Source organism: Massilia sp. FBCC-B171, from assembly GCF_059134155.1.
In genome coordinates, this window is the sequence record NZ_CP101443.1 from 1260909 (window position 1) to 1281102 (window position 20194).

General features: G+C 62.6%; 21 protein-coding genes. 14 read left to right on the plus strand and 7 right to left on the minus strand.

Translation table 11 applies throughout. The features are described 5' to 3' along the window. Positions 1 to 19: 19 nt before the first annotated feature. Entirely contained in the window at positions 20 to 1162 is a 1143-nt protein-coding gene (locus NMB41_RS05690; RefSeq protein WP_494381505.1) for a hypothetical protein, read from the minus strand. A 363-nt stretch (positions 1163 to 1525) separates the two neighbouring features. Between NMB41_RS05690 and NMB41_RS05695 the strand changes: the two genes are divergently transcribed. The 4 genes from NMB41_RS05695 (at position 1526) to flhA (ending at position 6674) form a co-directional block, all read left to right on the plus strand. Further along, positions 1526 to 2674 carry an MraY family glycosyltransferase gene (locus NMB41_RS05695; RefSeq protein ID WP_494381506.1) on the plus strand — a complete coding sequence of 383 codons (1149 nt, stop codon included), beginning with the start codon at positions 1526 to 1528 and terminating at the stop codon, positions 2672 to 2674. Between the two features lie 35 nt (positions 2675 to 2709). Next, entirely contained in the window at positions 2710 to 3255 is a 546-nt protein-coding gene (rfbC, locus tag NMB41_RS05700; protein WP_494381507.1) for a dTDP-4-dehydrorhamnose 3,5-epimerase, read from the plus strand. A 138-nt stretch (positions 3256 to 3393) separates the two neighbouring features. Continuing rightward, entirely contained in the window at positions 3394 to 4569 is a 1176-nt protein-coding gene (gene flhB, locus NMB41_RS05705; protein WP_494381508.1) for a flagellar biosynthesis protein FlhB, read from the plus strand. Then, entirely contained in the window at positions 4569 to 6674 is a 2106-nt protein-coding gene (gene flhA, locus NMB41_RS05710; RefSeq protein ID WP_494381509.1) for a flagellar biosynthesis protein FlhA, read from the plus strand. The genes flhB and flhA overlap by 1 nt, the downstream gene beginning before the upstream one ends. A 273-nt stretch (positions 6675 to 6947) precedes the next feature. Here flhA and NMB41_RS05715 read toward each other — a convergent pair whose 3' ends face one another. Continuing rightward, positions 6948 to 7964: an IS110 family RNA-guided transposase gene (locus NMB41_RS05715; protein WP_494379946.1), complete on the minus strand. Its 1017-nt coding sequence runs from the start codon at positions 7962 to 7964 to the stop codon at positions 6948 to 6950. Between the two features lie 345 nt (positions 7965 to 8309). Between NMB41_RS05715 and flhF the strand changes: the two genes are divergently transcribed. The 6 genes from flhF to NMB41_RS05745 all read left to right on the plus strand — a co-directional run bounded on the left by flhF (position 8310) and on the right by NMB41_RS05745 (position 13394). Then, a complete protein-coding gene (gene flhF, locus NMB41_RS05720) occupies positions 8310 to 9764 on the plus strand; it encodes a flagellar biosynthesis GTPase FlhF (protein WP_494381510.1) in 1455 nt (484 codons plus the stop codon). Beyond that, positions 9757 to 10590, plus strand: coding sequence for a MinD/ParA family ATP-binding protein (locus tag NMB41_RS05725; RefSeq protein ID WP_494381511.1), 834 nt, complete (start codon positions 9757 to 9759; stop codon positions 10588 to 10590). Before flhF ends, NMB41_RS05725 begins: the two co-directional genes overlap by 8 nt. A 13-nt stretch (positions 10591 to 10603) precedes the next feature. Beyond that, positions 10604 to 11332 (plus strand): RNA polymerase sigma factor FliA, encoded by a 729-nt coding sequence (locus NMB41_RS05730; protein ID WP_494381512.1) that lies wholly within the window; start codon positions 10604 to 10606, stop codon positions 11330 to 11332. Further along, a complete protein-coding gene (locus tag NMB41_RS05735; protein WP_494381513.1) occupies positions 11314 to 12057 on the plus strand; it encodes a flagellar motor protein in 744 nt (247 codons plus the stop codon). Before NMB41_RS05730 ends, NMB41_RS05735 begins: the two co-directional genes overlap by 19 nt. 1 nt (position 12058) lies before the next feature. Next, positions 12059 to 12784 carry a flagellar motor protein MotD gene (motD, locus tag NMB41_RS05740; RefSeq protein ID WP_494381514.1) on the plus strand — a complete coding sequence of 242 codons (726 nt, stop codon included), beginning with the start codon at positions 12059 to 12061 and terminating at the stop codon, positions 12782 to 12784. Between the two features lie 118 nt (positions 12785 to 12902). Next, positions 12903 to 13394: a hypothetical protein gene (locus NMB41_RS05745; RefSeq protein WP_494381515.1), complete on the plus strand. Its 492-nt coding sequence runs from the start codon at positions 12903 to 12905 to the stop codon at positions 13392 to 13394. 51 nt (positions 13395 to 13445) lie between these two features. Here NMB41_RS05745 and NMB41_RS05750 read toward each other — a convergent pair whose 3' ends face one another. Beyond that, positions 13446 to 14534 carry a M35 family metalloendopeptidase gene (locus NMB41_RS05750; RefSeq protein ID WP_494381516.1) on the minus strand — a complete coding sequence of 363 codons (1089 nt, stop codon included), beginning with the start codon at positions 14532 to 14534 and terminating at the stop codon, positions 13446 to 13448. 364 nt (positions 14535 to 14898) lie between these two features. On the opposite strand from NMB41_RS05750, the gene NMB41_RS05755 reads away from it, so the two are divergent. The 3 genes from NMB41_RS05755 to NMB41_RS05765 all read left to right on the plus strand — a co-directional run bounded on the left by NMB41_RS05755 (position 14899) and on the right by NMB41_RS05765 (position 16637). Then, the gene (locus tag NMB41_RS05755) at positions 14899 to 15477 is read left to right on the plus strand and encodes a hypothetical protein (RefSeq protein ID WP_494381517.1); all 579 of its coding nucleotides are present in this window, start codon (positions 14899 to 14901) and stop codon (positions 15475 to 15477) included. Between the two features lie 113 nt (positions 15478 to 15590). Continuing rightward, positions 15591 to 16109: a GNAT family N-acetyltransferase gene (locus NMB41_RS05760; RefSeq protein WP_494381518.1), complete on the plus strand. Its 519-nt coding sequence runs from the start codon at positions 15591 to 15593 to the stop codon at positions 16107 to 16109. Positions 16110 to 16217: 108 nt separating this feature from the next. After that, positions 16218 to 16637: a hypothetical protein gene (locus NMB41_RS05765; protein WP_494381519.1), complete on the plus strand. Its 420-nt coding sequence runs from the start codon at positions 16218 to 16220 to the stop codon at positions 16635 to 16637. Here NMB41_RS05765 and NMB41_RS05770 read toward each other — a convergent pair. Further along, complete coding sequence (locus tag NMB41_RS05770; RefSeq protein ID WP_494381520.1) at positions 16634 to 16744, minus strand: M35 family metallo-endopeptidase; 111 nt, start codon at positions 16742 to 16744, stop codon at positions 16634 to 16636. The two genes, NMB41_RS05765 and NMB41_RS05770, sit on opposite strands and share 4 nt — an antisense overlap. A 778-nt stretch (positions 16745 to 17522) precedes the next feature. Here NMB41_RS05770 and NMB41_RS05775 point away from each other — a divergent pair. Further along, positions 17523 to 17783, plus strand: coding sequence for a putative quinol monooxygenase (locus NMB41_RS05775; RefSeq protein WP_494381521.1), 261 nt, complete (start codon positions 17523 to 17525; stop codon positions 17781 to 17783). A 204-nt stretch (positions 17784 to 17987) separates the two neighbouring features. Here NMB41_RS05775 and NMB41_RS05780 read toward each other — a convergent pair whose 3' ends face one another. The 3 genes from NMB41_RS05780 to flgM all read right to left on the minus strand — a co-directional run bounded on the left by NMB41_RS05780 (position 17988) and on the right by flgM (position 20131). Then, positions 17988 to 19007, minus strand: a complete 1020-nt coding sequence (locus NMB41_RS05780) for a M35 family metalloendopeptidase (protein ID WP_494381522.1) — start codon at positions 19005 to 19007, stop codon at positions 17988 to 17990. 341 nt (positions 19008 to 19348) lie between these two features. Further along, on the minus strand, positions 19349 to 19819 hold the full coding sequence (locus NMB41_RS05785; RefSeq protein ID WP_494381523.1) for a flagella synthesis protein FlgN: 471 nt from the start codon (positions 19817 to 19819) through the stop codon (positions 19349 to 19351). Between the two features lie 6 nt (positions 19820 to 19825). Further along, positions 19826 to 20131, minus strand: a complete 306-nt coding sequence (gene flgM / locus NMB41_RS05790) for a flagellar biosynthesis anti-sigma factor FlgM (protein WP_494381524.1) — start codon at positions 20129 to 20131, stop codon at positions 19826 to 19828. Positions 20132 to 20194 lie beyond the last annotated feature (63 nt).

The following is a 20194-nucleotide window of genomic DNA, read 5'->3' on the forward strand; positions in this document are numbered from 1 at the left end:
TCGATATGGAAATCCCCCATTACCGGCCTTCCCAAAACGCGCCCTTTACCGCTTCACCCCGTAAATCCACTTCCACCGGCGCCGCCATCTTTCGCACCGTGCGCGCCAGCCGCAAGCTCCCATCGGGCGCATGCACCCGATACCAGAGCAGGGCAATGGCCGACAAGCGCAGCCGCTGGCCGCTGAATAAAGAGTCCTTCACGATACTCATGCCTTCCAGGCGCAAGTCGAAATCGAGGACGGGCGCGTTCTCGGTGCGCTGGGCATAACCGAGATAGCGCGCGGCATTCGTCAGCGGGCTCTTGTCGCCGCTTTCGCCGGCGCGCAGCGATTCGATAAACGCATCCACCGCCTTGAGCACGGCGCCGGCCGCATTGGCGACCGCCGCGATGTCGCGTTTTTCGTCGCCCTTGGCCGCGTCGGCCAGTTTTTGCAGGGCGGCGATCCGGTTCGCGTAGTCGGCGCGGTGGCTGGCCAGCGAGCGCAGCTTGCCGAGCAGGCGTTCGTGCTGGGCCGCGTCGAGTTCGCCGAGGTAGCCGCCGCCCAGGCCGGCGATGCGCTGCGGGCAGGCTTCGGCCAGGGCGCTGACAAACAGCGCGCGCGCACCTTCCCCATACGCGATGCTCGAGGCCGTGACGTCGGTCTTGAACAAGGCCGCGGTGTCGGCCGAGGCGCGCAGCACCGAGGGCACCACCGTCAGGGCGACGGCCAGCGTGCCTGCCAGCGCGCCGGGCGGCGTATGCGCATCGAGGTAGGCCTGCATCTCCTTGTTGCGCCGCGCCATTTCGTCGGCCAGGCGCAGCAGGGCGTCGCTGACGCTGCGCGCGGCCAGGATGCCGGCGCTGGTGGCCGGGTCGTAGACGGCGCTGCGTGCGTCCTGCGGCAAGCTCGCACAGACCTCGCGCGCCAGCGTATCGGCCAGGTCGAAGGCAGGCACCAGGCCGGCAGCGCCGAACTGGCGCATGTCGATCCGGCCCTCGAGCGCACGGCTGGTGGCCGGCGGCAGCTGGGCCAGCAGGGCGGCGCGCTCGGCCTCGCGCGTCGCCTGGCGCGCCTCGGCTTCGCGCTGCGCGATCACGGCATCGGCGCTCGACTCCAGGATGCGTAATTCGAGCGCGTATTTGGCGGCATCCAGATCGCTTTTGGAAATGTTCTGGGCCATGGCGGGACATACCAGCGAGGGCAATGTTAATAATATGAAGCAACGGAATTGAGCGTGCGGAAAGAACTTCATTCGCGACTCCAGAATAAGGTGTAACGGGATGTAAATAACGATGGGTCTACGTGGCATAAATACATCAGTAGATGTAACAAAATGTCTGAAAATATTAGGAAATCTGGCACCGATATTTATTGCACTTGCTCAATTCCGATAAGGAATCGCCGAAACGCCACACAAAATCAGCGACTTAGCCATTGCCGATGCAGGTTGCATCGCATTTTCGGCATAAAACACGATTGCCGCCGATGTGATGCTTTCTGTGGAGAAATGCGTTAGAATTCGGCGGCTAAACAAGTCCCTTTTATGGAACAAATAGAAACCAACATCCTTGCTTTTGAACTCGGTCTGGCGATCTCGCTGGTGTGTTCGCTCCTGCTGGTCGCGACAACGCGCTGGCACGGGCGTTTCACCCTCGACGCCACTGCCGGCGTGCAAAAGTTCCACAGCGTGCCCACGCCCCGCATCGGCGGTCTGGCGATCATGCTGGGATTGATCTTTGCCTGTGCGGTCTCGTCCGAGTCGCAGCAGAGCCTGCTCGCGCCGCTGCTCTGCGCGGCCGCGCCTGCCTTCCTGTTCGGTATCGCCGAAGACATGACGCGCCGCGTCTCGATCGGCGCGCGCCTGGTCGCCACCATGGCCAGCGGCGTCGCCTGCTGGGCCCTGACCGGCGTGAGCATCGTCAACACCGGCGTCGACGTGCTCGACGCCATGCTGACCTGGCTGCCGCTGTCGGTCCTGTTTACTGCCTTTGCCGTGGGCGGCGTGGCCAATGCGGTCAATATCATCGACGGCTTCAATGGCCTGGCCAGCGGCACCGTCGTGATCGGCCTGGTAGCGGTCGGCCTGATCGCCCTCGATTGCGGCGACGCCGAACTGGCCCAGACCTGTTTCATCGTCTCCGCCGTGACGATCGGTTTCTTCCTCGTTAATTTCCCGTTCGGTAAATTGTTCCTGGGTGATGGCGGCGCCTACCTGCTCGGTTTCCTGCTGGCCTGGCTGTCGGTGACCCTGGTGTACCGCAACCCGCAAGTATCGAGCTGGGCGCCGCTGCTGGCCTGCGCCTACCCGACCTTTGAAACGGTGTTTACGATTGCACGGCGCCTGTGGTGCCGCCGCCATCCCGGCCAGCCGGACAGCTGCCACCTGCACAGCCTGGTCAAGATCGCCGTCGCCGGCCGTTATTTCCGCAAGTTCCGCGCGCCCCTGCGCAATGCCTGCGTCTCGCCGTTCTCCTGGATCCTGGCCGCCGTGCCGGCCTGGTTCGCGGTGCGCTTCCCGCAAAACCCGGAAACGCTGGTGCAGGGCACCCTGGTCAGCTTCGGCCTCTACCTCGGCTGCTACTGGTACATGGCCTCGGCTTCCCGTGCCCGCCGCCGCCGTGCGACGCGTCCGCAAACGGCGCGTATCTCGCTCGCCGAACTCGAGTCCGAGTCCGCGTCGCTGCAATCCTGACCCCGCCGGGCCGATCGGCTACAATCGGCCGCCTCATGCTCGTCCAGCCCCTCGCCATTCCCGATGTACTGCTGCTCGCTCCCCAGGTGCATGGGGACGCGCGCGGCTTCGTGTACGAAAGCTTCCACCAGGCCCGCTTCGATGCCGCCGTCGGGCGCAGCGTGCGCTTCGTCCAGGACAACCACTCGAAGTCGGGCGCCGGCGTGCTGCGCGGCCTGCATTACCAGCTGGGCCAGCCGCAGGGCAAGCTGGTGCGCGTGGTGGCAGGCAGCGTGTTCGACGTCGCCGTCGACCTGCGCCGCAACGCTCCCAGTTTCGGCCGCTGGGTCGGTGAAGTGCTGAGCAGCGAGAATTGCCGCCAGATGTGGATTCCGGAAGGCTTCGCGCACGGCTTCCTGGTGCTGTCGGAATCGGCCGAGCTGCTCTACAAGGCCACCGACTACTGGGCGCCGCAGCACGAACACTGCATCGCCTGGGACGATCCGCAACTGGCGGTGAACTGGCCGCTCGCCCACCCGCCGCTGCTGTCGGCGAAAGACCTGCACGGCACGGCCTTCGCCGACGCCCCCGTTTTCGACTGATTTGTTGGCAGAAGCATTCGCCTTTCGCCCTGCGGCGTTGAATTGGCAGCGCTTTTCCTCCCTGTTCTCTCTATAGCCGTAGAGCAATACCGGCGATAATCCCGTCCTGGATGGTGAATCGGTGACGGGGAGCGGTAGATGGCGGAAGACAGCGACGCGGAAAAGACAGAAGACGCAAGCCCCAGAAGACTGGAAAAGGCGCGCGAAGACGGCGACGTTCCCCGGTCGCGCGAACTTGCCACCTTTGCCGTCCTGATGACCGCCGGCGCCGGCCTCTGGATCACCGGCGGCTCGCTGGCCGGAAGCCTGTCGCAGGCGCTGGCCTCGGGCTTGAGCCTTACCCGTGACCAGGTCTACAACCCCACCATCCTGATCGAACGCATCACCAACGACGTCAGCGGCGTGATGCTGGCCTGCCTGCCGCTGGCGCTGGCCATCATGCTGGTCGCCCTGGCCGCGCCGATGGCCATTGGCGGCTTCAATTTCAGTTCCAAGGCCTTCATGCCCAACTTCATGAAGCTGAACCCGATCAGCGGCATTGGCAACATGTTCTCCACGAATGCCCTGATCGAACTCCTGAAAGCCGTCGCCAAGACGGTGCTGGTCGGCTGTGTGGCCTGGATCGTGATCATGAGCCAGAAGGACGCCGTGCTCGGGCTGGCCGTCGAGCCGCTCGGCGCGGGCACCGGCCACGTGGCCGACCTGATGGCGCGCGCATTTCTCTTCATCGTCGGTTCGCTGGGCGTGGTGGCCCTGATCGACGCGCCCTGGCAGATCTGGCATTACAACAACAAGCTGAAGATGACGCGCCAGGAAATGATCCAGGAATCGAAGGAATCGGACGGCAATCCTCAGATTAAAGGGAAGATTCGCCAGATGCAGCGGCAAATGGCGCGCAACCGCATGATGCAGAATGTCCCTGATGCCGACGTGGTGGTGACCAACCCGACCCACTACGCCGTCGCCTTGAAGTACACGGATGGGCAGGGCGGCGCGCCGCGCGTCGTCGCCAAGGGCGCCGACGAGGTGGCGGCCAAGATCCGCGAGCTGGCGCGCGAGCACAAGGTCGCGCTGCTCGAAGCCCCGGCCCTGGCCCGTGCGCTCTACAAGCACACCGAGATCGACGACGAAATTCCCGAAAAGCTGTATTCGGCGGTGGCGGAAGTGCTGGCCTACGTCTTCCAGCTGCGCAATTACAGCAAGGGCGCCGGCCAGTATCCGGACCGGCCGACCAGCCTGCCGGTGCCGCCGGAGATGGACCCGCTGAACCCTGCATCCCAAGTAAAACCCGACACGAATAACGGAGCTGTTTGATGAATAGTTTGAGAATGCCGGGCTGGGTGGGAGCGATTGGCGCCAAGGGCAATGCCCTGGCCGCGCCAATCCTGATCATCCTGCTGCTGGCGATGATGATCCTGCCGCTGCCGGCCTTCGTCCTCGACCTCTTCTTCAGCTTCAATATCGCGCTGTCCGTGATCATCCTGCTGACCGCGCTGTACACGGTCAAGCCGCTCGACTTCATGGCCTTCCCGGCGATCCTGCTGATGTCGACCATGCTGCGCCTGGCGCTCAACGTGGCTTCTACCCGCATCGTGCTGACCGAAGGCCACACCGGCGGCGCGGCGGCCGGCAAGGTCATCGAGGCCTTCGGCCACTTCCTGATCGGCGGTAACTACACGGTCGGTATCGTGGTCTTCGTGATTCTCACGATTATCAACTTCACCGTCGTCACCAAGGGTGCGGGCCGTATCGCCGAAGTCGGCGCGCGCTTCGCCCTGGACGCGATGCCTGGTAAACAGATGGCGATCGACGCCGACCTGAATGCCGGCATGATCAACGAGCCGGAAGCGCGCAAGCGCCGCACCGAGGTGTCGCAAGAGGCGGAATTCTACGGCGCCATGGACGGCGCCTCGAAATACGTCAAGGGCGACGCCGTGGCCGGCATCATGGTCACCCTGATCAACGTCATCGGCGGCCTGATCGTCGGCGTGGTCCAGCACGACATGGCCATTGGCGAAGCCGCCAAGACCTACACGCTGCTGGCCATCGGTGACGGCCTGGTGGCGCAGATTCCCTCGCTGATCATCTCGATCGCGGCCGGTATGGTCGTCTCGCGCGTGGCCAACGAGCAGGACATCGGCGGCCAGATGATCGGCCAGCTGTTCGCGAAACCCGAAGTGCTGTACATCACCGGCGCCATCATCGCCGGCATGGGCCTGATCCCGGGCATGCCGAACCTGGTCTTCCTGCTGTTGGGCGCCGTGCTGGGCGGCAGTGGCTACCTGCTGGCCAAGCGTGCCCGCACGGCGCCCGAACGCGAGGCGCAAGCGCAAGCCGAAGATGCGGCGTCTGGCGCCGAGCGCACCGGTGCAACCGAAACCGAAGAAGCGACCTGGCAGGACATCATGCCGGTCGACACCCTGGGTCTGGAAGTGGGCTACCGCCTGATTCCCCTGGTCGACAAGGGGCAGGGCGGCGAACTGCTCAAGCGCATCAAGGGCATTCGCAAGAAATTCGCCCAGGAAGTCGGCTTCCTGGCCCCGCCCGTGCACATCCGCGACAACCTGGAACTGAAACCCTCCGCCTACCGCATCACCTTGAAAGGTGTGGAAGTAGGTACCGGCGAAGCGATCAACGGCCAGTTCCTGGCGATCAATCCAGGCATGGCCAGCGGCACGCTGCCGGGCCAGGCGACGCTTGACCCGGCCTTCGGCTTGCCGGCGGTGTGGATCGAAGCGAGCATGCGCGACGAGGCGCAGAACCTGGGCTATACGGTGGTCGACGCCGGCACCGTGGTGGCGACCCACCTGAACCATTTGATCACGACCCACGCCTCGGAACTGCTGGGCCGCATGGAAGTCCAGGCTTTGCTGGACCACCTGGGTAAAGAGACGCCGAAGCTGGTCGAAGACCTGGTACCGAAGGTGATTTCGCTGGCGACGCTGCAGAAGGTGCTGCAGAACCTGTTAATTGAAGGTGTCCACATCCGCGACATGCGCACCATCATCGAGACCGTGTCGGAACACGCCGGCGTGCAGGACCCGAGCGACCTGACGGCATTGGTGCGCATCGCGCTGGGCCGGGCGATCGTGCAGCAGCTGTTCCCGGGCACCAATGAACTGTCCGTGATGACCCTGGACAATCGCCTGGAACGCCTGCTGATGCAGGCGCTCGGTGCGGGCGGCGACGGCACCGGCATCGAGCCGGGCCTGGCCGACACCATCGCCCAGCAAGCGCACAACGCGGCGCAGCAGCAGGAAGCAATGGGGCACACGCCGGTGCTGCTGGTGCCGGGGCCGCTGCGCGTGCTGCTGGCGCGTTTCCTGCGCCGCGCCTTGCCGCAGTTGAAGGTCTTGTCGCATTCGGAGATTCCGGAGACCAAGACGATTCGCGTCACCAGTCTCGTCGGCGCGGGTTGAGTAGACCCGTATCTATGGACTCCACCCGTTTTGCAAGAAGAAGATTGAATTTCTGCCGTTAGGAAGAGTTGCGTGTATCTATTCGGCCTGTTCGGTGAGCGCTCTTCGTGCTCTGGCCCTGATGTGATACGCGCGTCGGGATCCATATAGGGTGCCGGCCTTGAGGGCCGTTACGGTTCTCGGATTCGCCCGACGCCGGTCCGACCTGTTGGCATCATTCGTTCTTCATCATCGCAAACTTGGCGGTATTGCTCCTTCTATTCGTTCGGTATTTCAGACCGGTCTGGTCGTGATGTTCGACCAGACCGGAACATAGCTTCGACCATGTGCCAACAGTGCCCAGATCACCCTGGCCATTTTGTTGGCCAATGCAACTGCGGCCACATTGAAACTTCGACGCTCGGCGACTTTCCTGGCCCAGCAAAGTTGGCGATCAGGCTTGTTAGCCGCGCTGCGCAGCGCACTACGCGCGCCATGGATTAAGAACGTTCGTAGGTGACTGTCGCCCTTGCACGTGATGCCATACAGGCGCTGCTTTCCTCCGCTGCTGTGCTCGCGTGGCACCAACCCCAGGTTCGCTGCAAAATCGCGGCCGCTACGGAAGTGGTGCGGGTCAGCCACGCTGGCAATCACTGCCGTCGCGATAATCGGACCGACGCCCGGTATCTCCATCAGTTTTTGAGCCGTCTCCGCTTTGGCTGCCTGGTTCAACCTGCGTTCGTACGCCAGGATCCGTTGCTCCTTGTCGTCGAGTTGTTCCTTCAGTTCCCGAAACGTCGTCAGCGCCGAGCCGGACAGGCCGTTCTCGGGATCGGCCAGCCAAGCCATGAGCCCATCGCGGAACCTGGCAACACCCTTTGCAAATACCTGGCCGTACTCGCCGGCGAAGGCGCGAAGGCGGTTGATCAACGCGACACGCTCCGTCATCAGCGCACTGCGCGCACGGTGCAGCATCTGCAAATCCTGCTGGGCCGGGGTATTGATCGGGACGTACTTGGTCGAGCTACGCGATCGGGCTTCAGCAATTGCAGCAGCGTCGTTGGTGTCATTCTTGTTGCCAGTCACGAAGGCCCGGGTGTGCTGGGCAGCGATCAGCTTGACGTCGTGTCCCAGCGCGATCAGTTCCCGGGCCCAATAGTGGGAACCTGCGCATGCTTCGATACCGACTGCCATCGGCGGCAACTCCCTGAACGCCCGCAGCACCTCGCTGCGTTTCCACTTGCGCTGCCAGATCCGTTTGCCGTTACGGTCCTGCGCCACCGCGACAAATACGTCCTTGGCGATATCCAAGCCAGCTACTTTTGCGTTAGCATTCACAGTGACTCCCCCTCTTGTCTTTGCTTGCCAGCCCAATCTGGCACGCTTGGCACAATGATGCCGTTAGCAGGAGGGTGGAGTCCATCACATTAGGGTGGGCGGGTGTCCCGCCCACGCGTTCAACGCACGGATGATATGGCGCGGTATTCGCAGGACCTCGCCTGCCTGTCTTGGGGTAATTCCCCCTCTAAATCGAATTAACCCACTTTCCCCATCCTTTTCCCCAGATGCTTGCTCCACGGCATCGTCAATAATCTATCCCATAGACCGGCGGCATGCGTGCCGGTACCAATCGAATAGCGCAGTGCGGAGAATAAGATGAATGTGAAGAAATTTACAGCGGCAACATCCCGGGAAGCCTTGCGCAAGGTGCGCGATGCGCTCGGCCCGGATGCCGTCATCCTCTCGAACCGTCCTGTCGACGGCGTCGTCGAAATCCTGGCGCTCGACAACGACGATGTCGCTTCCCTTTCCGCGCCAGCGCCGGGTACCGACATGGCCGCGCCGCCGCCGCGCCTGGACCTGAACGCCTTCGAGCCGGAGCCGCAAAGTTTTGTGAACCGCCGCAGCGCCGCACCGAGCGCTGCCGCCACGCCGGAACAGATCTACGCCAGCCGCCGCCCGGTCCAGCCTGAGCCGGAATTCGCCGCCGCCTTCGCCGGCCGCCGTCCGGCCGCGGAAGACTACGAAGCCGAACACAGCTACGCCAACCGCCGTGCACCCCAGCCGGAACCGGCCTTCGACATGAGCGCGATGACCTCGATGATGTCGGCTGCGATCGCCCAGGCCAAGGAATCGGCTGCGCAAGAGATGAGCGGCATGATGCACGAACTGCGCGCCATGCGCGGCATGATGGAATCGCAGCTGGCCGAACTTTCCTGGGGCGGCACCCAGGCGCGCGAGCCGCAGAAAGCCGTCGTGCTGCGCGAGATGCTGGCCGCCGGTTTTTCGGCATCGCTGTCGCGCTACCTGATCGACAAGATGCCGGCGAATAAAGACGCGGCTGAAGCGATGCGCTGGATCAAGACCGTGCTGGCCCGTAACCTCGTCACCATGGCCGACGAAGACACGCTGTTGGATAAGGGCGGCGTCTTCGCCCTGGTCGGCCCGACCGGCGTCGGTAAAACCACCACCACCGCCAAACTGGCCGCGCGCTGCGTGATGCGCCACGGCCCGGAAAAGCTGGCCCTGATCACCACCGACGCCTATCGTATCGGCGGCCACGAACAGCTGCGCATCTACGGCAAGATCCTGGGCGTGATGGTGCACTCGGTGAAGGACGAAGCCGACCTGCGCATCGCCCTGAAAGAGCTCAAGAACAAGCATACCGTGCTGATCGACACCATCGGCATGTCGCAGCGCGACCAGATGGTGACCGAGCAGGTGGCCATGCTCACCGGCGCCGGCGCCGACGTGAAACGCCTGCTGTGCCTGAACGCTACCTCGACCAACGAAACCCTGGCCGAAGTCGTGCGCGCCTACGAGGGCAGCGGCCTGCACGGCTGCATCATGACCAAGCTCGATGAAGCCGCGTCGATCGGCAACGTGCTCGACGTCGTGATCCGCCAAAAGCTGAACCTGCATTACATCTCGAACGGCCAGCGCGTGCCGGAAGACCTGCACCTGGCCGACCGCGCGATGCTGGTCGACCGCGCCTTCCGCAGCCGCCGCGACGGCGCGAATCAACTGGACGACGCCGACCTGCCGCTGATGATGGCCGGCACCGGCAATGTGAACCGCGACGAGAGCCTGCGCGAGGTGCGCCTTGGCTAGTTTCGATTTCGACCAGGCCGAAGGCCTGCGCCGGATGCTGGCCGGCTCGCGGCCACGCATCGTCACCTTTCTCTCCGCCACGCCGTCCGACGACAAGGGCGCGATGCTGGTCAACCTGGGCGCCTCGCTGGTCCAGGGCGGCAACGAAGTGCTGATCGTCGACGCCTGCCAGCGCGACTACGGCGTCGCCCGCCGCCTGGAACTCGAACGCCACGTCAGCCTGCTCCAGGTGGCGCGCCAGGAATGCGCGCTGAACCAGGTGGTGCAGACCGCGCCCCAGGGTTTTAACGTGGCGCTGCTGGCGCGCGACGGCCAGGCGCCAGCCGGCTCGGACGAAGCGCGCCGCCTGGCGAAAGCCTTCGATGTGCTGGTCAAGAAGCAGGGCGGCATCGTCATCGTCGATGGCGAACTGAACCGCGAGGGCGGCTTTACCGTACCGTTGCTGGCCGACTCGGAAATCGTGATCCAGGTCTCGACCAGCGCCACCTCGATCACCAATGCGTATGGCCTGATCAAGCGCCTGGCCCAGGAATTCGGGCGCCGTCCTTTCGGCATCCTGGTCACCGGCGCCTCCGAGGCTGAGGCGAAGGTGGTTTACGATAATATGTCGGCAGCAGCAAGTCGTTACCTTGCAGTAACGTTGAGCTCGATGGGTTCGGTTCCGGCCGACGAATACCTGCACCGCGCCGCGCGTCTCGGACGCTCGGTGGTCGATGCCTTCCCGCTGGCCGGGGCCTCGGTGGCCTTCCGTCAACTGGCCGGGCGCTTCGCGCTCCCTGGCCTGGCACGCTCAGTCGGGCAGAGCAGTGCGCATTTTGGTTCCTGAGAAAAGCATAAGCATGTATACCGTCAAAGGAAAAGCGGACAAGAACCACCTGCTCACCGAGCACGCCCCGCTCGTGAAGCGCCTGGCGCACCAGATGAAGGCCAAGCTGCCGCCATCGGTCGAGGTGGACGACCTGATCCAGGCCGGCATGATGGGCTTGCTGGACGCGATCAACCGCTACGAAGACAACCACGGCGCCCAGTTCGAGACCTATGCCGTGCTGCGCATCCGCGGCGCCATGGTCGACGAATTGCGCAGCAACGACTGGATGCCGCGCAGCACGCGCTCGACCATGAAGAAGGTCGAGACCGCCATGACCAAACTGCAGCAGCAGCTGGGCCGTCCGCCGAGCGAACTCGAAGTGGCCAAGTCGCTCGACGTGTCGCTCTCGGACTACCAGGAAATGCTGTTCGAAGGCGGCGGCCACCAGCTGGTGTACTACGAAGATTTCCATGACGAAGACGGTAACGACTCTTTTCTGGACCGTTATGCGGTCGACGACGACGATCCGCTGCGCGCCCTGCTCGATACCGACTTCCGCTCGGCCGTGATCGAGGCCATCGATTCCCTGCCGCCGCGCGAGAAGATCCTGATGGGCCTGTACTACGAAGAAGAACTGAACCTGAAGGAAATCGGTGCGGTGCTCGGCGTGTCCGAGTCGCGCGTTTCGCAACTGCATACGCAAGCGGTCGCCCGCCTGCGCGCTTCGCTCAAGGAAAAGCTGTGGACTTCGCCAGCCTGATCGGCCTCGCGCTTGCGCTGGCCGGTCTGCTGGTCGGGCACACGCTCGACGGCGGGCGCTTTGCCTCCCTGATCCAGCCGGCGGCGTTTGCGATCGTCGTGGTCGGCACCTTCGGCGCCGTGCTGCTGCAGTCCGAAGCGCGCACCTTCCGGCGCGGCATGCGCATGCTGCGCTGGGTGTTTTTCCCTCCCAAAAGCCGGCGCCAGCCGCTCTCGCGCGAGATCGCGCTGTGGAGCCATACGGCGCGGCGCGACGGCCTGCTCTCGCTCGAGCAGTACATGGGCTCGTCCGACCTGTTCGTGCAAAAGGGCCTGCGTTTGGTGGTCGACGGCATCGCGCCCGAAAAGCTGCGCGGCCTGTTGGAAATGGAAGTGACCGCCTTCGAATTCGCCGAGCGCCAGGCCGCGCGCATCTGGGAGTCCGCCGCCGGCTATGCGCCGACGATCGGCATCCTGGGCGCGGTGCTGGGCCTGATCCACGTGATGGAAAACCTGTCCGATCCTTCGCGCCTGGGCGGCGGCATTGCGGTGGCCTTCGTGTCGACCGTGTACGGCGTGGGCCTGGCGAACCTGTTCTTTCTGCCGGTCGGGAATAAATTGAAAGCGATCGTCTCGGACCAGGTCGCGCAGTACGAAATCCTGATCGAAGTATTCCACGACCTCGCCAGCGGCAACCACACGCGCGTGGTCGAGGAGCGCGTGGCCAGCCTGCTGGCGAAGCGCTGAGATGGCCCGCCGGCGCTACGATGAAGGCGAGGATCGTGAAAGCCAGGACCGCTGGTTGATTTCCTACGCCGACTTCATCACGCTGCTGTTCGCCTTCTTTGTCGTGATGTACGCGATCTCGGTGGTCAACACCGGCAAGTACAAGGCGCTGTCGGACGCGCTGGGCGACGCCTTCGGCGGCCGGCCCGCCGTGCCCCAGGCCAGCTCCACCATCGAACAACTTCCACTGACCAACCTGATCGCCCGCAAACGGCTTGACGCGGCGCGGCGCGAACGCGAGCGCCTGAACACGCTGGTGCGCGAACTCAATGCCTCGCTCGCGCCCTTGATCCGGAATGGCCAGGTGCGCGTGACCCAGAGCGGGCGCGGCGTGACGGTGGAAATCAATGCCAAAGTCCTGTTCGAGGAAGGGCGGGCGGCGCTGGACAGCGAGGCGCGCACGACGCTGGGCACGGTTGCGTCCTTGTTGAAGAACGATCCGCATGCGATCCAGGTCGAAGGGCATACCGACAACCTGGCCATTGCCAATTCCGCCTTCCCGTCGAACTGGGAATTGTCGAGCGCACGCGCGAGCAGCGTGGTGCGCCTGTTCATCGACAGCGGCGTGGCGGAAGGGCGCCTGACGGCGGTGGGACACGCGGCGAATTTGCCGGTGGCGCCGAACGCCGACGAGGCGGGCAGGGTGAGGAACCGCAGGGTGGCGGTGACGATTATGGCGACGCAGTGAAATAAAATTTCATCAAGGCCGAGTGGATGAAATATTGTTTCACTCCGCTTTTCGTCGCACCCTTGGTTTTTTTCGCCCCCACCCTCACAATGGGCGACACAACCATATGGAGCTGACAATGCTGCGCAGACCTTTCCTGCTGGCCGCCCTGAGCGCGCTGAGCCTCCTGCCCCTGATTGCGGGCGCTGCCGGAGAACCGACCGTGAGCGTGAAACACAGCATCGATATCGAAACGCCGCCGGGCAAGGTACTGGTCGAACTGACCTTCACCAACCAGGGCAAGACGACAGTCTGGATCCCGCGCGAACTGGCCGCGGGCAATGAATTGACGGGCGCCCGCTTCGACGTGCGCGATGCCGGCGGCAAGCCGGTGAAATACACGGGCAAGATGGTCAAGCGCGCCGCGCTCACCAGCGCCGATTTCCAGCCGCTGGAACCGGGCAAGATGCTGATGAACACGATCGACATCACGAACACCTATGCGTTCGCGAAGGGCCGCCACAACTACCACATCGGCTATACCGGCCCGGTGCTGGCCGACGTGAAACAGCTCGACAAGGCGGTCGAGTTTCCCGCCCGGCCGGTGTCCTTCATCACCACCCTCAAATAAAAACGTCCCGGCGGGCTGGGATGCCGGCCGGGACGTCGTACTTTCAATTGCTTAGTTCAGCGCCGGCGTGTTCTCGGCGAAGTACTCGTGCGAGTCGGCGTTTTGCACGGCCGCGTTCGGGTCGCTGATCGCCAGGGCCGCCGCGCCGCTCTGGCCGTACACGTTGTCGTCGGTGCCGGCGACGACGTTGAAGTGGCTCATCTCATGCACCAGGGTGCCGCCCTTCGAGTCGGTGCCGGTCAGCGGCGCGGTCCAGAAGGCCTTGCAGACATAGATGCGGTACGGCTGGGTCGGGTAGACGTAGGCGTAGTAATTCTGGTTGCAGCCGCAATCGACCACCACCGACTTGTTGTCGAAGGCATCCTTGATGGCCGAGAAGTTCGCCTTGACCGTGGCCTGGCGCGTCGACGTGACGGTGCCGAACCACTTCGTGTAGCGCGGCCCCATCGTGGCATTGGCCATGTAGCTGACCGAGCCGTTCGACATGGTCTTGGCGGCCGAGACGGCCGACGCGATCGTGCTTTGCTGCGAGGCGGTGCAGGAAGCATAGCTCAGGCCTGGCGGGGGAGTAGTGCCGCCGCCGCCGGGACGCTTGAGCGCCTGCATGATCGGCGATTCGGCGCCGCGCGGCAGGCGGCCTTCGATATAAACCTGCGCTGCCTGCGATTCCAGTTCGCCAATGCCGTTGGCGTTCGCACGGCCGTTATTAGCGGCCAGGAACAGGTCGGGCGAGGCGGCGCGGTACTTGATCGCATAGTCGCCGGTCACGCTCATGTCGTACAGCGACGAGAGCTCGACCTTCACCGTGTGCGAGGCACCCGGCTTGAGCACGTAGTAATCAGCCTGAGCCGGTTTGCCGCGCTTGATCATGGCGCCGGTGTAGGCCACTTTCGCACCGTCGCGCGTGATGTCGAACAGCGGGGCGGACAGGCCCTCGAAGGGCGTACGCGCCTTGAGCACGTACTGCGGGGTGGACGAGGTGTTGGTGATGGTGACCTTCACCAGCACATCCTCGCTCGGGCCGAGGCTGGCCTTGTCGAGCGCCACGTCCACCTTCACGCCGTTCGACCCTGCCTGCGCGCCGACGGCGACGCTCAGTGCTGCGATACCGAATACCGACTTCCAGATGCTGTTGCTCATGTGTTTCTCCGTATGTGATTTGTCGTGGCCTGCTGGCCATTCTTTTGACAAGTTTCCGAATAAAACTTGATTTCAATCTAAGGAAACTCGTCCAATACTGGCGAATTCATGAGCTGACAGCAATGCAAATCGGTTTTTGTGAGGCCGGTTTTTGCGAAAAAGTAACAGTCGTGCATTTTATTTAAGTCGCGCTGGATTTCTTTTTCTTCTCGTGTTAGCGCGGGCCTTAGAGCGCCTGACAAACCTCTTTCTTGCTCCAATAGCAACAAGCCCGTACACTTGGACCATCCGACCGCCGGCGCTCCCCCAAGAGCGGACACACGACCACTTAAACAGTCAATCCTATAACCCATCAAGCTACAACATGCACGCTTCGAAATTTGCCATCCTCGCTTTGATTACCGGTAACTTGTTTGGCTGTGTGACCGTGGCGCGTGAAGGCACGCCCGGAACGAACGTCTCGACACCGGTGGCGCCTGTCCCGGCAGAGCGTCTGGGCTTAAACGAGACGAAGATCAGAATGAATGTCGAAGGCGGGTTCATGCGGGAGCTCAGCCAGGAGTTTTCCGACGAACTCAAATTTCGGATGCGCATAACGGAAGAACACGCCACCTCGAAATGGTTTCCTGTATTCGGCGTTTGTCTCAAGGAGGCAGCGTCCGAAGCTTCCGCGTGCATGCAGTTCGCGCGGATATCGGGTATGGGGCCGGACTTCAGGGCGGTTTTCTATTATCTCGCTAATAAACAGGCTCCACGTCAGCACAAGCTAATATTGGTAGATCACACGGCCGTGCTGGGTCAGACCGTCAATGTATCGATTAAACAGAAAGCGGACAGGCTGGTATTTTCGATCGACGGAAAGGATGAGATTTTCCCGGTTTCCCTCAAGGCGGGCATTCTTGAATATCATTGCTCGTCAGGGGCATGTGAATTCCGCGATTAGTGTGCCCGCAGCATGAGAGCAACAACATCGTGGCCTGAGCCATTCCGAACGTCGGCTATCGTGGCCAGAATCGGACCGTGAACAATTTTTAAACATTCAAAGACGCATTTCTCATGAATCACGCCCTGACGATTTCCGTGCCTCGCCTTCACACAGAACGGCTGACGCTTCGGGAATATCGTGTTGAAGACTTCAACTTATTCGCAGACCATTTGTCGAATGCCGAAAGTTCAGCGCATTTAGGCTCGGCAGATCGTCAAACCGCCTGGCGCATCTTCAGTTCACATGCTGGATTTTGGCTCCTGAACGGGGCTGGCTGGTGGTCGATAGAGGACCGGAAGACGGGTCAGCTGGTTGGCAGCGTGGGCGCCTTCTTCCGCCATGAATCAATTGTGATGGAAATGGGATGGAATACCTATCGGGAATTTTGGGGAAAAGGAATTGCGAGCGAAGCGGCTGCGGCAGTACTGGAATATGCGTTCGAGGTTCGGCGTGAGCCGAAGGTTCGGGCGTTGATCGCGTCCAGCAATGAGTCATCGCGTCGTGTAGCCGAGCGCCTGGGAATGACCTACGAAATGGAAACTGAGCTGAACGGCAAGGGAATCAATAGTTATATGCGTGAGCGTACGTGAATCAGCTACGCTCGGCGACTTGCCGATGTCCGTATTGGGGGGCCAGGAGCGGACGTTCGAAACGCTTTACAGCATTGAAAACAAACCTCTCCCAGTAGTCAGGAACCTATGTCCCACACCGCACGCGCACTCGTCGGCTTTCTTGTGGCGCCGGCATTTCCTGGTTCGCTGCTGTATCTCTACAATTTCTTCTGGGCGGGATACGGAGATGCGGCGGTGGTTGGACCTTTCATCCTCGTGTTGTATGGCTATTCGGCGGCGTTGGTTCTCGGCGTTCCCGTGCATCTTTTACTGCATCGAAAAGGCATCCGTCGTTTTTCCTCCTATGGCCTGCTCGGAGCGCTGATCGGGCCAGTTTTCTTCCTGATAACTGAAGTGGTAATGGGTCATCCTGGAACGTTGGCGGTGAGGCTTCAACATGCGTATGGTGCGGCACTGGTCGCCACGGTGTACGCTTCATTGGCCGCCGTTGCGTTCTGGGCGATTGCTTACTGGCCGATAGAACGAGCTCCGAAAACGCCTGCTTAATTCAGCGGCGGCGAATTCTCGCCAAAATATTCGTGCGAATCGACGTTGTTGACCGCCCGCTGCGGCGCCGTGCGCGCCAGCTCGGCCGCGCCTTGCTGGCCATACACGTGGTCGTCCGTGCCGGCGACGATAGTGCTTATAGAGACAATAGAGACAATAGGGTCAGGTCTGACATTCAGACACGAGCTCAACTGTACATTGAGTCCATGCTCATAAAGCTAGAGACAATAGGGTCAGGTCTGACATTCAGACACGAGCTCAACTGTACATTGAGTCCATGCTCATAAAGCTAGTGAGCTGCCGGATGCGGGACGAAGGTAGAGGTCGTGTTCAAATGTCGGGTCCAGACCCTCAATCCGTCTGGGTCAGCCATTGGGGAGAGATATGCGCGCAATTTTTCGACGACACTGCCTGTCTTGGCAGCGCTCGCATTGAGCACCGCGACATCCGTATCCGCACAGCCCCATCTGCTTCGCATTTCCGCGCCATCAATTCTTCGTTTGTACTACGCTCCACACCGCTAGCCTGGCTTCGCGCTCGCCTGCGTGGGGATCAAGATATTTGCTCCCAGTGCCGACGATGGTCACATTCTCCCGCAGGTACCGGGTGCGGGCTCACCGAAAGACCGCCGCAACGCAGCGTTTCCCGCTTTTCGACGTGCGCGACCACGGGTGGACCAAGGGGTCTTGCATCCCGGTTCCTGACAACCAGGACCTTATTGCTGAACACTGCCACGCGACCGTATGGCGAACACATGTTCGCAAGCGTGGAACATTCACGACGGCAGGCTTTAAATGGCCGCAACTGGTGGCGGTCCGGCCTTCATTGAATTGGGCCGGCTGGAAAGCGGTGCGCTGATGTTTTTTTAACAACAGGAGATTTATCATGGTCAAACTCGCGTTGTTCGTTCGCTTGGAAGCCAAGCCGGGTAAGGAGAAAGACGTGGAGAACTTTCTATTAAGCGGTCTCCCCCTCGTTCAGGCAGAGCCGGGTACGACAGCCTGGTTCGGCATCCGCCTGGGGCCGTCAACCTTTGGCATCTTTGACGCCTTTCCAGATGAGGCCGGGCGGCAAGCTCATCTTTCCGGCGCAGTCGCCGCCGCGCTCATGGAAAAAGCAGGTGAGTTATTCGCCCAGCCGCCCTAAATCGAAAAGGTCGACGTTCTTGCGGCAAAGCTGCCGGGTTGAGCAAGCCCACAAGTCGCTCAAGCCTGATCGCAGCGCCTGTTTGCGCTCAAGAAAGAAATTCCTTGGGATTACCAGCTCCGTGCTGCAAACACCATCTGCTGGTGGGCTGGCTTTGATTGCCCGGATCCCAGGCGCGCACGCGCGCGATCCGCGACCGCATTCTTAATTGAGCGGCGGCGAGTTCTCGCCAAAATATTCGTGCGAATCGGCGTTGTTGACCGCCCGCTGCGGCGCCGTGCGCGCCAGCTCGGCCGCGCCTTGCTGGCCATACACGTGGTCGTCCGTGCCGGCGACGATGTCGAAATGGCTCATCTCGTGCAGCAGGGTGCCGCCTTTCGAGTCGGTGCCGACCAGGGGCGCGGGCCAGAAGGCGTTGCAGACATAGATCGTGTAGGGCTGGGCCGGGTAGACGTAGGCAAAATAATCCTCGTCGCAGCTGCAGTCGACTTTTACCGGCTTGGTCTCGAAGGCATCCTTGATGGCCGTGAAATTCTTGGTCACGGTCGCCTGGCGCGCCGCGTCGAGCGCGCCGAACCAGTTGGTGTAGCGCTTGCCCTGTTCCTTGCTGCTCGCCAGGTAGCCCACGCCGTTGGCGGCCATCGCGCTGCCGGCGGCAAAGGCGTCGGCGACCGTGTCCTGCTGGGCGTTCGAGCACTGGGCGTAGGTGAGGCCCGGCCCGGCGGGGGCGGCCAGCAGCGGCGTGCTGGTGCCGCGCGGCAGGCGGCCCTCGATGAAGATCGCGGCCGTGTTCGAGCTGATGCCGCCGGGACTCATGGTGGGCGCGCTGGAGGCGCCGTGGTAGCGCACCGCGTAGGCGCCGGTCGCGGCCATGTCGTAGCTGCGCGAGAGTTCGACGAGGGCGACGAGGCGCTCGCCCGGGGCCAGCACCAGATAGTCGGATTCGCGCGGCGCCGGGCGTTTCACCTCGCGGCCCAGGTAGCGCACCGGCTGGCCGTCGCGCGTGATCTCGAACAGGGCGAATTCGGCCGGCCCGAAGGGCGTGCGCGCTTTCAGGATGCGTTCGGGTGCGTTGCCGACATTGGTCAGGGTGACCGTGACCACGACCTCGTCGCGCTTGCCCAGCGACGCCCGCTCGGGCGTGATGGTGACGGCGATGTCGGCGTGGGCGGGCAGGGCGGCGGCCAGCAGGGTGGTGGCAAGCAGGTAGTTGGTGCGGTGCATGGATTCCTCCGTCAAAGAATGACAATCAGGAACACTGTCCGCTTGTAGCAATGGTTGAGCTTGCGCTGCTGCAAGGTTTCGTAGGGTGGGCGCCCCCGCGCCCACGCGCTTACGTGCTTGGCCGTGAGTACGTTGCGTGGATGTATCGCTCGCACAGCGTCCGCGAGCCGTGATCGATTCGTTTGAAGTTGCGGGCGACAGGTCGAAGCAGCGGGTCAAAGGTGACGCCCGTATCCGCGTGGGCGCAGGGGCGCCCACCCTACAACGGCGTAACGCCGAAAGCGTACGCCAGAAACAACAACGGCCGCATCAGCGGCCGTCATCCAGAGCACTTTTAGGACTTATCCCACCACGAAGCGCCTCGACGGCGCGCTGCCAAAGGTCTGCCCCTTGGCCCCGTACAGCGTCGCATCGGCCGCGCCTGCCGTCGGCGTACGCAGGGCATTCAGGACCGTCTGGTTATGCGCCATTTGCCGGTTGATCAGCATGCCGTTGACGCGGTTCAGTTCTTTCGCCTCGGCGGTGAGCGCCAGCAGCTGGGCCCAGGCAGCGCGTGCTGCTTCGTCGCCCTGCGCCGCCAGCCACGGCGCCATCCCGGCTTCCGACGCCATGAAACCGGCGCCGCCCAGTGCGCCATGGCGCTCACGCGACAGTTGCGCCAGCTCCTGCACCAGCGCCACCTTGCGGGGCGTGAGTTCGCCCAGCGCGTCCGCGTCCGCTGCCACCAGCAATTGCTGTTCCTGCTTCATCAATTCCACCAGCGCTGCGATGCGCTCGTGTTCGGCGGGGAGGGTGGCTTGCGGACGGGTCATGGGGCTTTATCGGTTGCGTGAGTGGAGCAGGTCGCGCACGGTGTCTAACAAGCCGTCCGCGATCCTTTCGGAATTTACCTGGAATTGCCCATCGGCGATTGCCAGTTTGATACGTTCAACTTTCTTGGCATCGAACACTTGCGAGGTGCTCGCCGTGCCGCCCGCTGCCTGGGCCTGCGACGACAGACGCACGCTATCGGTCTGCGCCGGCGTCGCCGTGGCTGCGGCCTTTTCGGCCTGCTTGGCGTTGGCTGCCGTGGTATTGGTCAGCTGTTGGGCTTGCGCCCCTTTGAGGGTATCGTTAATTTTCACAGCATCATCCTTCTCTGTTCGGAGCAGGAACTCCGGGATCTGCAGTGTGTAACGGCTGTTTGC